Origin of the sequence: Wolbachia endosymbiont (group A) of Gastracanthus pulcherrimus, assembly GCF_964028265.1 — a bacterium.
Lineage (GTDB): Bacteria > Pseudomonadota > Alphaproteobacteria > Rickettsiales > Anaplasmataceae > Wolbachia > Wolbachia pipientis.
Window position 1 is genome coordinate 519868 of the sequence record NZ_OZ034763.1, and the last position, 13537, is coordinate 533404.

Below are 13537 nucleotides of genomic sequence, written 5' to 3' on the forward strand. Positions count from 1 at the left end.
AGAGGATATCATACATTTTTGCAAATATTTGTATAATACTTACAAAAAAACACCCCTATAAAATAACTATCTCTTAGAAAATTGACACTTTTTCCGAGCTTTATGTTGACCATATTTCTTACGTTCAACAACACGTGAATCTCTAGTTAAGAACTCACCATTACGTAGTATAGAATGCAAATCTTGGCTTACACTACTTAAAGCTCTGCTTATTCCATGAGCTAGAGCACCTGCTTGACCAGATAGCCCTCCACCTTTTACAGTTGCAAATACATCGTATTTATCCAATGTGGAAGTTGCAACAAATGGCATTTTTACTATTTGGCACACTGACTCTCTTTTAAAATAAGAAATTAGATCGCCTTTTTTGTTAACACTAAATTTTCCACTCCCCGGCTTTATCCATACTCTTGCTACAGATTCTTTTCTTCGGCCTGTAGCATATAAACGACCAAGCGAATCAACTGCTGATTTAATTGTCTTTTCTGACCAATCATTGTTATTTATTGTAGAACTCTTCATTTTTACTCCATTACTTTTTATTTTTACGATTCAAAGAGGCAAAATCTATCTTTTCAGGTTGCTGTCCTTGATGCTTATGCTCTGAACCAGAATAAACATACAAATTTTCAAAGCGTCTACGTGCCATAGGCCCATCATCAAGCATCCTTTTCACTGCCATTTCTATTACACGCTCAGGAAATTTGCCATTTAAAATATTATCTGGAGTAGTTTTCTTCAAACCACCAGAATAACCTGTATGCTTATAGTAAATTTTATCTTTAAGCTTCTTTCCGGTGAAATGCACCTTTTCTGCGTTGATAATAATTACATTATCGCCACAATCCATATGAGGTGTATACTCAGGTTTATGCTTTCCACGTAATAGTGTCGCTACAAATGCTGCAAGCCTCCCTACCACTAATCCTTCTGCATCTATGACAAACCACTTTTTATTGATTTGTTTCTCCTTTAAGAAAAAAGTCTTCATTATTTGATCCAACAATAGTAGGCTATGATATACTTAATTTCTCAATAGTGTCAACAATATTAGTTATTGATTATTAAAGTAATTTATGTTAGTAATTGAGCTGCGCAACCAATATGCATAGGAATTAGAATGTTTCGATTGATTATCACACTTGCGATCATTTTTAATACTATAAGTTGCTATGCAACCGATGTGGGAGAAGTGATAAGCAAAGCCATCAAAAATAGCTCAAAAATAAAGTCTCAATTTTACCAATATAAAAGCGCAGAAAAACACTATAAATCTTCTGGGTTAGCTGGATTTTTACCTGACATTAATTTGCAATACAATTTCGATAGTAACTTTAATCTTGATACATCTGAAAAAAAACTTACATTGCGCCAGAAATTAATCGATGGCGGTGGTACCTTTGCCACATTCAGTCGATCAAGCCATCTTCTCAAAGCAGAAAAGATGCGATTTCAGCAATTAAAACAAGAGCTTGCACTTAATGCTGTGAAAGCATATGTTAATGTTTTACAAAAGACAGAAATATTAAAGCTCAGAGAACATAAAGAACGCGTTTCTTTGGAACATTTGTCAGCTATGAAAAAACGCTTTTCCCTTGGAGAGGTAACCAATGCTGAAGTTTTGTTAGCAAAAGCAAAATTTTCGTCTTCTATATCCGAAAGAGTTGATGCTGAAGGTAAATTAAAGTTGGTAAATATTGCTTATTATCATTTGATTGGCGAAGATGCTGATGACCTTTCTGAAGCTAATGATAAACTACCTTCTGTTCCAGAGCTAAATGAATGTTTACAGTTAGCAAAAACCAATAATTTATCTCTAAAAGCAGCAGTTTATCAAAAAAGAGCAGCCGGAATGGAAGTGATTGCTGAAAGCTCCAAGTGGCTTCCTTCTTTAAATCTAAGTGCAAGCAAAAATTTTGGGGAGGATGGTATGAAGGTAGACAAACTATTAGAAAATGTTCATGTAGTTTTTACTCTTGATGTTCCGATCTTTAAGAGAGGAGTTAATGCTTTTGGTGTCAGTAAAGCTAAAATGGATGCAAAAAAATCTACCTACGATTATTATGAAACGGTAAAAAATATAGAACAAGCAGTTGTAAATGCTTGGAATAATGTGTTGACAGCAAAGGCCATTATCAAAGCAAGTCAAGAAGCGGAAAAAGCAGCAGCTCTAGCATTGGAAGGAGTTGAGCAAGAAGTAAACTTAAATTTAAAGAGTACATCTGACCTTTTGGACACTGAAGATGCATTATTTAAAGCACGTTCAGACTTAGTTGAAGCAAAAAGCAATTATGTGATTAGTGTTTACAACTTGCTTTTTATGATAAATAGTATAGACCTCTAAATTTAATGGTATTAGCACTATGCATGATGAACAAGGCAATCAATCTGTAAAAGATATCCTAGAAGATATAAAAAAAGCTATATCGGGTAAAAACGCGAGTAACGATAAAGCAGAAATAAAGGATGAAAATGATGATGTGCTATACCTTGAGGAAGAGTATCCAGAAGAAATAGAAGAAGATGGCAAAAAAGAAAATAATGAAAAAGAGGACATTGATAATGATGACCAAAGTGAGGAAATGGCTTGCAACAATAACCAATTTAATGGCCATAGCTACAATTCAGAAGAAAAAAAAGATATTTATTTGTACGATAATATCCAAATGAGTAATAACAAAGCGAGTAATAGCGGCTTACAAGCGCAAAATAACGATCATCTAATTTTAAAAGAGAATATGGAAGAGATCAAAGCGTTGCTTGGAAAAATGCAAAACGAATTACAGCATAAACAACAAAAAAAAGCGAACCTTACTGTTGAAGAATTAGTTACATCTCTTTTAAAACCTCAGCTCTCAGAATGGCTGAATAAATATCTACATGCACTGGTAAAAGAAGTAGTTGAAAAAGAGCTTAAAGATATAATCAATAATAAGTAGGGTATTAGCAATAAAAACTAGAGTAAAGACGGCTAGAGGCAGAAAACTATCTTCAACAAGGTGGCTACATCGTCATTTGAATGATCAGTATGTGCAAAAAACTAGCAAGGATGGTTATAGGTCACGCTCAGCATATAAGCTGGTAGAAATGGATAACAAATTTAAATTATTCCAAGAAGGGCAAAAAATTATTGATCTTGGTGCTTCTCCTGGTGGATGGTCACAAGTTGCATCTCAGAAAGATGCAAATGTAGTTGCTCTTGACGTAAAACCAATGAATGCAATTAATGGAGTAGAGTTTATACAATGCGATATTATCAATGAGCTTGAAATTTTAAGAGAAAAATTCAAGGATCAAAAATTTGATGTAATTTTATCTGATATGGCCCCCGAATCTTGTGGTTTAAAATCGTTGGATCATATCAGAATTATGCTTTTATGCGAAGCAGCGCTCAATTTTGCAAAGCATTTCTTGAGTCATGGTGGCACGTTTGTAGTAAAAATTTTCCAAGGAGAATCTGATAAAGATTTTTGTAACGAGCTAAAAAAAATGTTTAAAACAGTAAAATACTTTAAACCAAAGTCAAGTAGATCTGAATCTACAGAAATGTATTTGGTAAGTTTAGGCTTTATTGGCAGCAAACCTTCTATATAATATTAATCCAGGTAGTCCGCAGAAACAAAAAACTTACTTGACAAACTCCGCCAGCGCCCTTATCATGAAACTGAAGCTATTTATTTATCTTCTCTGTACAGATTAAATGACAAAAAAACTCACGTATCTGGCGTCTCATGTTTAATTTTTTGCACTATGTGCACCTTATGTCTTTATAAAACTTCTGCCTACATAAGCTGAAACGCGCTTATAAAGCGTTTAAAACATAAAAAAACGCCAACTTAAAAAATGGATAGTGAATAACTAGCTACCCTAGGGTTTCTTTTGCCTTTTTTTCTGTTTAGTAAATTTCTTAATGTTTATAATTTAGATTAGTTGCGGCTTAAAAGCAACTAAATCGCGGTTATTAAGCGTTTAGAATAAAAAAACGCCATACTTGAAAGTATAATGTAAGTAATTAGCCAACCACGAGGCTTCTTTTGCCTTTTTTTTCGTTTGGTAAATTCCTTAATGTTTATAGCTAAACGACAACCGTCATCCCGCTACTTGTTAGCGGGATCTATGTTAAGGTATGACGGTTAAGTAACTCGTCATCCCGCTACGTGTTAGCGGGATCTGGAGATACCGTCACGGTATGATGAGGGAGAACAGTTAGCGGCTGAGATACCGCGAATGAATCGCGGTATGACGGTTCGCGGTGGCATGATGTAGGACTGCTGTGACACCATTATAGAGTGAACCAGTGTCAGCTACTTGGATGACAGACAAGAAAATGTTTATGACTAATTTTTAGATCAAACATGGAATTTCGACAAACTTAACTTTTTTGTGAGACTGTTCAGCAATAATAAATAAATTGAGAGGAAAGGTTATGGCAATAAAAAAGGAAAAGTTTTTTGAAATAATAAATGAGGTAAGCAAGAGTGAAGGTTTAAATGAGAATAATTTACTTGAAAGAATAGGAAGTGAGCTAAAAGATGCAGACTCAATAGTATATAGCACTTATAACAATTTGAAGATAGATAAGATGTTCAGTATATTAGATTCAGACAAAATTGTAAATTATATGTTGGTACATCTTGCTGTGGAATGTAACAGTGTACCAATAGTAAAACTCCTACTAGCAAAGGAAGCAAAAGTTAATGAACCAATATATGAACTTGATGAAGCTAAGTCTAAGCTAACTGCTTTGCACATTGCTGCTTTGCATGGTCATCAAGAGATAGTTCAGCTTTTATTGAATAATGACGCAAATTCTTTACTAAAAGATAGTCAAGGCCGAACTCCAAGGGATATTGTCGGTGATGTAAAAGGTAAAAAGGCTATAATAGAAATGTTAGAGGAAGGAGAACAACGTTATGCTGAGGCAGGAGCTACGAGAAGACAAAATAGACAAGGCACTTTACCGCAGCCTAATAATAAAACTCCAGGAAATTTAGCTGTGAACGGAAATAACGCAACTGCTGCAGTGCAAGCATGTAATGCAAGAGATCAGGAAGAGAACAACGGAACTACACCAAACAACAGAAAAATCTATGTACAAGATGAGGATGAACAGACTTCTTCAAACTCAATCGTTAATGAAAACAATACAGACAAAGTAGATGATACATTAGAAAAAGAACAGGCTATAAGAGAAAGAGATGCTATGGCGCAAAAGTTGCAAGAGGCAGAACAAAGACTTGCCAATAATCAGAAGCGCATAGAACATAATGACTTGCACAGTCAACATCCAGAGCAGTATACTACATATAATGGGGAACAGATCTTTTTAAATAAAAGTAATAGTGGCGATAGTGGAATATATTTTGATGCAGATGAATCTGAAGCTTTAGACCAATCTATATTAGAAGATGGAGAAGACATTAATGCACAAGATAAAGATGGCGTGACCCATTTACATTATGCTGCTACATATGGTTATGTAGAGATTGCAGAATATCTAATAGATAATGGAGTAGATGTTGATGCACAAGATAAAGATGGCGTGACCCCTTTACACTATGCTGCTGCAAAAAGCGCTAAAGAATCAGTAAAACTTTTGATAAAACGTAAAGCAAATATTAATGCACAAGATAAAGATGGACATACCCCTTTATATTTTGCTGTTGCAAATGACAATAAAGAATTAGCAAAACTTTTGATAAAATATGGAGCAGATTGCTCATTGATAAAGGATGAAGACCTAATAGATAGACTAAACAGTATGTGTGATCAGCCATCTGAGGTTGTACCTAGTACCTTTTCTCATTCCAAAACACACAACGCAACGGAAACTCCAGAAAAAGCAGAAAAGGTTGAAAAACGTAAAGCTAAGTTAAAAGAATTACGTACTCAGCTAAAGGATGAGCAGAAAAAGAATGAATTGCTAAAACAAAAAATACAAGATCTAGAAAGTAAAAATACAACGCTTAATAGCGAATTAGAAGAAAACGAAAATAAGCATTCTAAAACAAAAGTGTTGTTAGAAAAAGCGCAAAAGGAACTAGCAGAATCAAAAAGTTGTATAGCTAGACATGAGACTAAGTTGAAACAATTCAATAAAGAGAATGAATCACTAACACAAAAAATAAGAAGTCTGGAGAATGAAAACACACCACTTGAGGGTGAACTGGGCAAAACTAAAACAAATGAAGTGTCACTAGAAAAAGTAGGAAAAAGACAATTTTCCCCAAAAGTTGCCTACGCGAGCCTTGCAGCTATGTTAGCAGTAGGTGCTGCTCTTAGTATTGCTTCCGGATTGTCTGCTCTATTAATAGTTGCAGCTTCTGTGGTATCTGCATTGATAGCTGGTGGCATTACATACACAATATCAAAACCCATCGCTCCTGACACTGAATTGAAAGAAGTGGATATTCAAGGTTCAGCACAACGGTGTTTGTAAAACTTAGCACCCACAGTTGTACGAACATTGCAATTTGCAGATGCAAGTAGCTGCACTGGAATCCCAAAAAAGGATGATGTCATTCCAGTGCTTGACACTGGAATGGCTTTGTTGCATCGCTACTTATGAAAGGCTAACTATAGTTAGGATTATAAGCAACCTATTGAAAATCTTGTTTTTTTGCAATCAATCTGATCAAATTTAAGAATAGTAACTTGTTATTTATATTAATAAATTTAATTCTATTGAAAATAGCTAAAGCATTGAAATTCTTGAATTTTAGCCGGATTAGTGAGTGGTAGTGAAATTTCTTTTACTCAAATTTAGGTATTCACTGACCGTTCTTGTTATAAATACCAGAATAATAAGCTACTGATATTCTCCACCTTTTTTATCTTTAATCCATCATAGCTAGCGATGCAACAAAGCCATTCCAGTGTCAAGCACTGGAATGACACCATCTGCCACCTGCAAATTGCAATAGCCGTGTCTGTGAGGGTTAATTATGGAAAAAATTCAAGCTATAAATGAGTTGTACAATAGCATTTATGCAGCACTAAAGGCAAATTCTGATTTAAGAAAATATGTTACTAACATTTATGACTACTTACCTAAACAGGTCACCATTCCTTACCTAAGATTGCGCGTAGTGAATTATAATAACCTGCATATGCTGTCCAATTTTGCTACAAAGGCAAGATTTTCATGCGACATATATACCCATCATATAGGCAGTATGTTTGCCATTATAAGGCATATTAACTTGATACTTAAGAGCATTGAAGGTTTTAATAATGAGGCCATTTTAGAAAGTAATTGTGCTATGGATCAACACGATGAAATTTTACATTCAACAATTAATTTTGATATTTTAATAAAAGGAGGTGATAATGAGCAAATTACAGCTAAAAATTAAAGATCATGACAATAATTTTATTGTGTTAAATAATATACGAAACCTAAGGTTTACTTTGCGTAATAACAGAGAAGAGGTGAAAGATATTTCTTCTTTTGGCTGGAGAAAAGTATTGGATTCTGCTGGAAGCAGACACATTACGATAAAAATTAATGGAATTTTAGACTCTGTATTAGCTGATGAATTATTACGTAATTCTGCTATGCTAAACTCTAATAATGATTATGAAATTAGTTTTAATGCTAAGGAAAAGATAAGGCTTAGGTGTTCAGTTGAATTGTATGAGAGGTGTTATGATCCTGTTACTTTTGACAGCTTTACTGTCGTTTTAGTCAGTGCTGAAGTTGTAAACGCTTTTCATTAATGTTAATTTAATTTTTTCATATACAATAGTAACTGGTGAGAATTTTAACTAAATTAAAAAAAATCATGAACGACAAAGACCTTTTCGAGGAAGACGGTGATGATATTGAAGAAAATAACGATGATAAAAGAGAGAAAAGTTTAGAAAATGAAAATCAGCAAAATCAAGAAGAACAACACAAAGAGGAAGATAAGCAATACATAATACAATATATTCAAGACTATTTGAAAGTTTTTGAGGATATTCTAAATCAGATCGACGAAGGAATTGATAATTTAGATAGTTACGAAAGGACTATGCAAATAAAGCGAAGCATAGACAGGCTCATAGAGACTTTATATAGTCAGGCTGCGTCCGAAGATATTGATGCAGAATTTGAAACTACCAAACACACTCGCGATAAATCAGAATCTATGAAAAGAGTTAGAGAGAAGAGAAGAAAGCAAGTGATAGAAGAAGTATTAAGTAGCATGTTTGCCCAGCAACAAAAGGAGCTAATGAACGCTAAACACTTAAGTCATGGACATGAAACAGCAAAAGATGGGGATGTCCACGAAGCAAAGGAAAAAGTGAAGTCTTCAATCAGGGGAGTGTTGTTTTCGGTGATTGCTCATAGGATGGATCCAAGAAGGAGGGCAGGGGAAACTGCTGACGGTAACGAAAAGCAAGCTCATATATATGGCAGGGAAGCAGTTGGTGGAGCTTTAGGTGCATTGTTAAAAACGTTTTTAACAGCAGTTATTGCCGTTGTGCGTGAAATTGCTAAGCCACTTCAGAAACCGGAAACATCTTTTGCAAAACAAGTTGAAGAAAGCAGAAACGCAGATTCACAAAAGGGTCGATCTGTGTAGATTTCTCCTTGTAATAATCTTTCGATTCTACTGTCTGTTAATTCAAATTAGGGTTATAAAATTTTAGAAGCCAGCTCTTATATAACCAATTTATAGCAAGAAATTACGATACAAAAATCAGCGTCCGTTAGAAAATAAACATAACACAGGGTGATAGAGTTGCCCCTATCCATAAGCGTCAGTTAAGCTCAAAATTGTAAGCTTAAAATATGGTTGAATAATTATTAATAATAGTATATAATTATTAACGTTTTTCAGGCATTTTTGTTATGGGTGCGCCAAGTAAGCGTTTAGAATACAATTGGTGAAAATCCAACTGACCTTACCCAGAAAAAGTGGAGAGAAAGTTTGGAATGTTTTTTACAAAAAGAATGATGCATCAAATTGTTCTGGAATGCAATAGTTAGAGGTTGTCCACAAACCAGTAAATCAAGCATATTCCCTACTTAACATAACTTTACTCATAGCCAGATATATGAAACTTTCAGTAGATGTTGTAAGTAAATCGTACTCCTTTGATAGCCTTCTATTTCTATTGATCCAAGCAAAAGTCCTCTCTACCACCCACCTTCTCGGCTGTACTGAAAATCCAGGATCCCGTTGTGGCAATAGTTCTAGTGGTGTATCTTTATGCACCCAAAACCTACATGGAGGCCTTTTGACAATTTCAATATCTATCCCATATTCTCTCTTTACGTAATCCTTTAAATCTTTTCCTTGGTATCCCATATCAGCCCACATTTTCTTAATATTGCTGTATTTTTCCTTCATATTGTCCAATGCCATCTTCACCCCATCTCTGTCATTTTCGCTTGCAGCTCCTACATAGCAACCAAGCACAAATCCTTGAGTATCTGTGATTATATGTCTTTTTCTCCCCTTTACCTTTTTCGCACCATCATAACCTTTGCCCCCCCTTTTTCCGTGGTTTTTACCGATTGACTGTCCACTATGCATGCGCTCGGCTTCCCATTTTTGACCTACTATATTTAGTGATATCATAGTTCATTTTCTCAAAAATTCTCTGCTTTTTCCATCTTCTAAACTGTTCATGCACAGCCTTCCACGGCGGAAAATCGTGTGGTAAATAGCGCCATTGACATCCTGTGCGCAGTATATAAAGAATTGCATTTACTATCTCACACTTACTGTATTTTGGTGGCCTTCCTCCTTTCTTGTACGATACTCTGAAGTGTTTTTCTATTCTTGCCCATTCCCTTTTACTTAAATCTGTTGGATATTTTTTCCTCATCTCTTACCTCAATATTCTTTCTTTATATACTACGTATTCCTTGGTTTGTGGACAACCTCTAATAGTGACGTTGTTTGTTATAAAAAATTTCTATGTATTCAAATATTGCAGTTCTAGTTTGTTGAGCAGAGTGTTGTGAAGTATCAATAAGTATTTCTCTTTTCAATGAGCTAAAGAAGCTTTCTGCAACAGAATTGTCGTAACAACAGCCTTTATTACTCATCTATATTCTTTACAGCTAAGAGATATTGATACCCTTGCGCAGTATATTGTGAACCTTGGTCACTGTGCAGCAGTAGATTTTTAACAGGTTTACGCCTATTAATGGCCATTAATAAAGAGTTCATAACCAATTGTTTATTTATTGCACTACTCATTAACTACCATACGTGAGAATTATTGCTGCCAAATATAGCCATCCCTCCTTGGTTTTGATGTAAGTAATCCCATACTTTATTTGGTTGATCAACAATAAAGTTTTGATCTAGTATATTGGGAGCTACAGCTCTATTATCTGTTTGTTGTTTTTTAATTTTAAACTTTCTTCTCAGTATAGCCCTGATGTCATTTTTCTGCATAATACTTTGCACCGTTTTCAAATTGCAACTTTTACCCAAAGCCTTCAATTCAGCATGAATTTTAGGAGCTCCATATCTACATTTAGAAACTTGATATATTTTTTGAATAGCTTCGAGTAGCTCTTTATTTGCTGATTCTCTACTGCTTATTTTTCTTGTGGTCCACTTATAGTAGCAACTAGCAGAAAATCCTACATAATTCCTGTACTTTATAGCAGTTACTATGCTCTTTTATAAAAAAATATTTTACTCTTTTTGACTGGCCAGGGCTTTTTTTTAAATGTCTCTTTCCCTTGTTACTTTTGCTAACTCTTTCTGTAAATCAAATCTCTCTTTGTCGTAAGGAGCCATGTTACCTCTACCTGGAAATGCATCTGCTGCCGACTTTTTTTCGTTGTGTTTCTTTATCCATTTTCCTAATAAACCACCCTTTATTCCTAAATCCTTTGCTGTTTTTGTAATTGTTTGACCTACCTTTCTTTGTTCATTTGCCAGCTTAACAGCTTCCAATTTGAATTCTGCCGTATATTCTCTTGCCATTTCTAATCCTCCAAAATTTTATTTTACCCAAAAAAACTCTTTTCTTTCTCTCCACTTTTTCTGGGTAAGGTCAGTCTTTAGGCACCCAAACAAAGGGAAATGCTGGATAAAAAGAAAATACTTTAAAAAGTATAATAACGATAACTGGCGTTTTATGACAAGTAACAAGATACATCTTATTATACACAGCGATCATGATATTAAACGACATATCAAAGTGCAAAAAACCAGATCTCCATATGATGGTGGTTGGGTATATTGGGGTAAACGTCTGAGAAAAATACCAGATAAGCCATTAAGAGTAATAAAACTATTGAAGTTACAACAAAGTAAATGTGATAATTGTAGACTATGGTTTAAAAGTGATGATACAATAGAAATACATCACAAAGACCGGAATAGACGAAACAACATGATCAAAAACTTATCTTTGTTACATGGACATTGTCACGATGAATTACACAGGAGGTGTGCATGAAAAGCACCAAATTGGAGAGAAGCCGTATGAGGCGCAAAGTCTCACGTACGGTTTTGAAGTCGAGTGAGGAGGGGCGACCTTCTTCACTTAGACAACAATATGCAGATGAAACTACGGAAGAAGACTTAAGGAAAATAGCAGAAAAAGCACCAATAATAAAGTTAGCCTACGATGAATTAGACAGGTTTAGCTGGAATGAAAAAGATTTAGTAGCATATGAAGAAAGAATAATGGATCTGCGGAAAGAAGAAGGCATCCTCGCTAAAAAACTTGATGAGGGAAAGATTGAAGTAGCAAAAAACCTACTTAAGGCTGACATCTCTATTGATATTATCTCTCAGACAACCGGCCTTCCTCAAGCTGAGATTAAACGACTTCAGGAAGAAATCACCTAAAAGGCTAATGATCAACGAAAAAATTGTAAGAGAGAACTTAAAAAAAGTCATAGAGCAAAAAAGCGGTAAAGATGTGACCGCTCTTGGCATAATATCCTCAATTATTATTAAAGGTCAAGATGTTGGTTTTGTGCTTGAAGTTGCCGGTAACACGCAAGCAAATGAAGAATTAAGAAAAAATTGTGAGCAAGCTGTTAAAGCTATACCGGGGGTGACAAAAGTGACCGTGGTTGCTACTGGTCAAAAACAAACTGGGCAACAAAAAGCTAAATTACATATCGAAGGAGTGAAAAATATAATCGTTGTAGCCTCTGGTAAAGGCGGTGTGGGCAAGTCCACAGTTGCGCTAAATCTTGCTCTCTCATTAGCAAAGTTGAAACATAAAGTTGCGCTGGTTGATGCAGATATATATGGTCCTTCAATTCCTAAAATGCTTGGCGCTGAAAAATTAAAGCCAGAAATACAGGATAGTAAAGCAATGCCTATAGAAAAGTATGGACTGCATACTATTTCAATTGGCTATTTTATCGATAAAGATCGTGCAGCAATATGGCGCGGACCTATGATTACAAAAGCACTTTATAGTCTGCTAATGGGAACAAAATGGTCCGATATAGAGTATTTGATAATTGATACACCACCTGGAACTGGCGATGTGCATTTAAGTCTTATGGAAAATTTTAACTTAACTGGGGCGATAATAGTTTCAACTCCACAGGAGCTCTCTTTAATCGATGCTCGCAAAATTTATGATATGTTTACAAAGCTCAGCGTACCGGTTATTGGCATTGTAGAAAATATGAGTTATTTCATTCAAAGCGGCTCAAAAATATACATATTTGGAAAAGACGGTGCAAAAAAAATGTCTGAGGAGCTGGGCATCAAACTTCTAGGCAGAGTTCCTCTAGATCCACAAATATGCCATGCTTCTGATTGCGGAAATCCTTTAATGCTAAGTGAGGATTTGGCAGAGATTTATGAAGACATTGCTCAAGGTATAGTTAAACAATAGAATAAGCGTGAGAAACATGCGAATCAAAGTCCTCTTTTGTTAGTTACAAAATAGACTGCTTGCATAACCATTATTTACATGAAAAATTAGCAGCTTTTGTCATTCCAGCGCGTGACGCTGGAATCCAGAAAAAAAGAAGAATGGATTCCAGTGGGCTTTGTTGCATCGCTACTTATGAAAGGCTAACTATAATTAGGATTATAAGCAACTTATTGAAAATCTTGTTTTTTTTGCAATCGATCTGATCAAATTTAAGAATAGTAACTTGTTATTTATATTAATAAATTTAATTCTATTGAAAATAGCTAAAGCATTGAAATTCTTGAATTTTAGCCGGATTAGTGAGTGGTAGTGAAATTTCTTTTACTCAAATTTAGGTATTCACTGACCGTTCTTGTTATAAATACCAGAATAATAAGCTACTGATATTCTCCACCTTTTTTATCTTTAATCCATCATAGCTAGCGATGCAACAAAGCCATCCCAGTGTCAAGCACTGGGATGACACCTTTATGTTTGAGGCAAAACCGGCCATAGCATTTAACACACTGCCTTCGCAAAATGTTCGTACAGTTGTTCGTTACGTGCTGGAATGACAAGGTGGAGTGTCTTTAGATGTCATCCAAGTAGCTGACACTGGGATCTAAAAAATTTAATTTATATATAAAGTTTGTTTAAACTATTTTCAAAACAGATAAAATATAATTTTACA

At 34.9% G+C, this 13537-nt stretch carries 17 protein-coding genes and 1 pseudogene; 11 read left to right on the top strand and 7 right to left on the bottom strand.

Annotated elements, in window-relative coordinates; all coding sequences use genetic code 11:
* Window positions 1–66 precede the first annotated feature (66 nt).
* Complete coding sequence (gene rpsI / locus ABWU47_RS02705; RefSeq protein ID WP_006279875.1) at window positions 67–522, bottom strand: 30S ribosomal protein S9; 456 nt, start codon at window positions 520–522, stop codon at window positions 67–69.
* Between the two features lie 10 nt (window positions 523–532).
* Window positions 533–991, bottom strand: a complete 459-nt coding sequence (gene rplM, locus ABWU47_RS02710; RefSeq protein ID WP_010082596.1) for a 50S ribosomal protein L13 — start codon at window positions 989–991, stop codon at window positions 533–535.
* Window positions 992–1120: 129 nt separating this feature from the next.
* Here rplM and ABWU47_RS02715 point away from each other — a divergent pair, with 129 nt between their 5' ends.
* The 7 genes from ABWU47_RS02715 (at window position 1121) to ABWU47_RS02745 (ending at window position 8570) form a co-directional block, all read left to right on the top strand.
* Window positions 1121–2344: a TolC family protein gene (locus ABWU47_RS02715; protein ID WP_006279873.1), complete on the top strand. Its 1224-nt coding sequence runs from the start codon at window positions 1121–1123 to the stop codon at window positions 2342–2344.
* 19 nt (window positions 2345–2363) lie between these two features.
* Window positions 2364–2939, top strand: a complete 576-nt coding sequence (locus ABWU47_RS02720) for a PopZ family protein (protein WP_010082598.1) — start codon at window positions 2364–2366, stop codon at window positions 2937–2939.
* A 76-nt stretch (window positions 2940–3015) separates the two neighbouring features.
* Window positions 3016–3594: an RlmE family RNA methyltransferase gene (locus ABWU47_RS02725; RefSeq protein WP_006279871.1), complete on the top strand. Its 579-nt coding sequence runs from the start codon at window positions 3016–3018 to the stop codon at window positions 3592–3594.
* Window positions 3595–4426: 832 nt separating this feature from the next.
* Window positions 4427–6439, top strand: a complete 2013-nt coding sequence (locus tag ABWU47_RS02730; protein ID WP_353285749.1) for an ankyrin repeat domain-containing protein — start codon at window positions 4427–4429, stop codon at window positions 6437–6439.
* 505 nt (window positions 6440–6944) lie between these two features.
* Window positions 6945–7355, top strand: coding sequence for a DUF3168 domain-containing protein (locus ABWU47_RS02735; protein WP_006279870.1), 411 nt, complete (start codon window positions 6945–6947; stop codon window positions 7353–7355).
* Window positions 7330–7719, top strand: coding sequence for a phage tail tube protein (locus tag ABWU47_RS02740; protein WP_006279869.1), 390 nt, complete (start codon window positions 7330–7332; stop codon window positions 7717–7719). Before ABWU47_RS02735 ends, ABWU47_RS02740 begins: the two co-directional genes overlap by 26 nt.
* 65 nt (window positions 7720–7784) lie before the next feature.
* Window positions 7785–8570, top strand: a complete 786-nt coding sequence (locus ABWU47_RS02745; RefSeq protein ID WP_077188485.1) for a hypothetical protein — start codon at window positions 7785–7787, stop codon at window positions 8568–8570.
* 429 nt (window positions 8571–8999) lie between these two features.
* Here ABWU47_RS02745 and ABWU47_RS02750 read toward each other — a convergent pair.
* The 5 genes and pseudogenes from ABWU47_RS02750 to ABWU47_RS02775 all read right to left on the bottom strand — a co-directional run bounded on the left by ABWU47_RS02750 (window position 9000) and on the right by ABWU47_RS02775 (window position 10940).
* Window positions 9000–9822, bottom strand: a pseudogene (locus ABWU47_RS02750) (IS5 family transposase).
* Between the two features lie 58 nt (window positions 9823–9880).
* On the bottom strand, window positions 9881–10045 hold the full coding sequence (locus ABWU47_RS02755; RefSeq protein WP_010082072.1) for an IS3 family transposase: 165 nt from the start codon (window positions 10043–10045) through the stop codon (window positions 9881–9883).
* Complete coding sequence (locus ABWU47_RS02760; protein ID WP_010082071.1) at window positions 10038–10199, bottom strand: DDE-type integrase/transposase/recombinase; 162 nt, start codon at window positions 10197–10199, stop codon at window positions 10038–10040. Before ABWU47_RS02760 ends, ABWU47_RS02755 begins: the two co-directional genes overlap by 8 nt.
* A gap of 3 nt (window positions 10200–10202) precedes the next feature.
* Window positions 10203–10625 carry an IS3 family transposase gene (locus tag ABWU47_RS07080; RefSeq protein WP_174930894.1) on the bottom strand — a complete coding sequence of 141 codons (423 nt, stop codon included), beginning with the start codon at window positions 10623–10625 and terminating at the stop codon, window positions 10203–10205.
* Window positions 10626–10676: 51 nt separating this feature from the next.
* Window positions 10677–10940 carry a transposase gene (locus ABWU47_RS02775; RefSeq protein ID WP_236515149.1) on the bottom strand — a complete coding sequence of 88 codons (264 nt, stop codon included), beginning with the start codon at window positions 10938–10940 and terminating at the stop codon, window positions 10677–10679.
* A gap of 154 nt (window positions 10941–11094) precedes the next feature.
* Here ABWU47_RS02775 and ABWU47_RS02780 point away from each other — a divergent pair, with 154 nt between their 5' ends.
* From ABWU47_RS02780 to ABWU47_RS02795, 4 genes are all read left to right on the top strand, one after another.
* Entirely contained in the window at window positions 11095–11418 is a 324-nt protein-coding gene (locus ABWU47_RS02780) for a hypothetical protein (protein ID WP_353285750.1), read from the top strand.
* A complete protein-coding gene (locus ABWU47_RS02785) occupies window positions 11415–11813 on the top strand; it encodes a hypothetical protein (RefSeq protein ID WP_077188486.1) in 399 nt (132 codons plus the stop codon). The genes ABWU47_RS02780 and ABWU47_RS02785 overlap by 4 nt, the downstream gene beginning before the upstream one ends.
* 7 nt (window positions 11814–11820) lie before the next feature.
* Complete coding sequence (locus ABWU47_RS02790) at window positions 11821–12825, top strand: Mrp/NBP35 family ATP-binding protein (RefSeq protein WP_077188487.1); 1005 nt, start codon at window positions 11821–11823, stop codon at window positions 12823–12825.
* Window positions 12826–13292: 467 nt separating this feature from the next.
* A complete protein-coding gene (locus ABWU47_RS02795) occupies window positions 13293–13421 on the top strand; it encodes a hypothetical protein (RefSeq protein WP_338482715.1) in 129 nt (42 codons plus the stop codon).
* Window positions 13422–13537 lie beyond the last annotated feature (116 nt).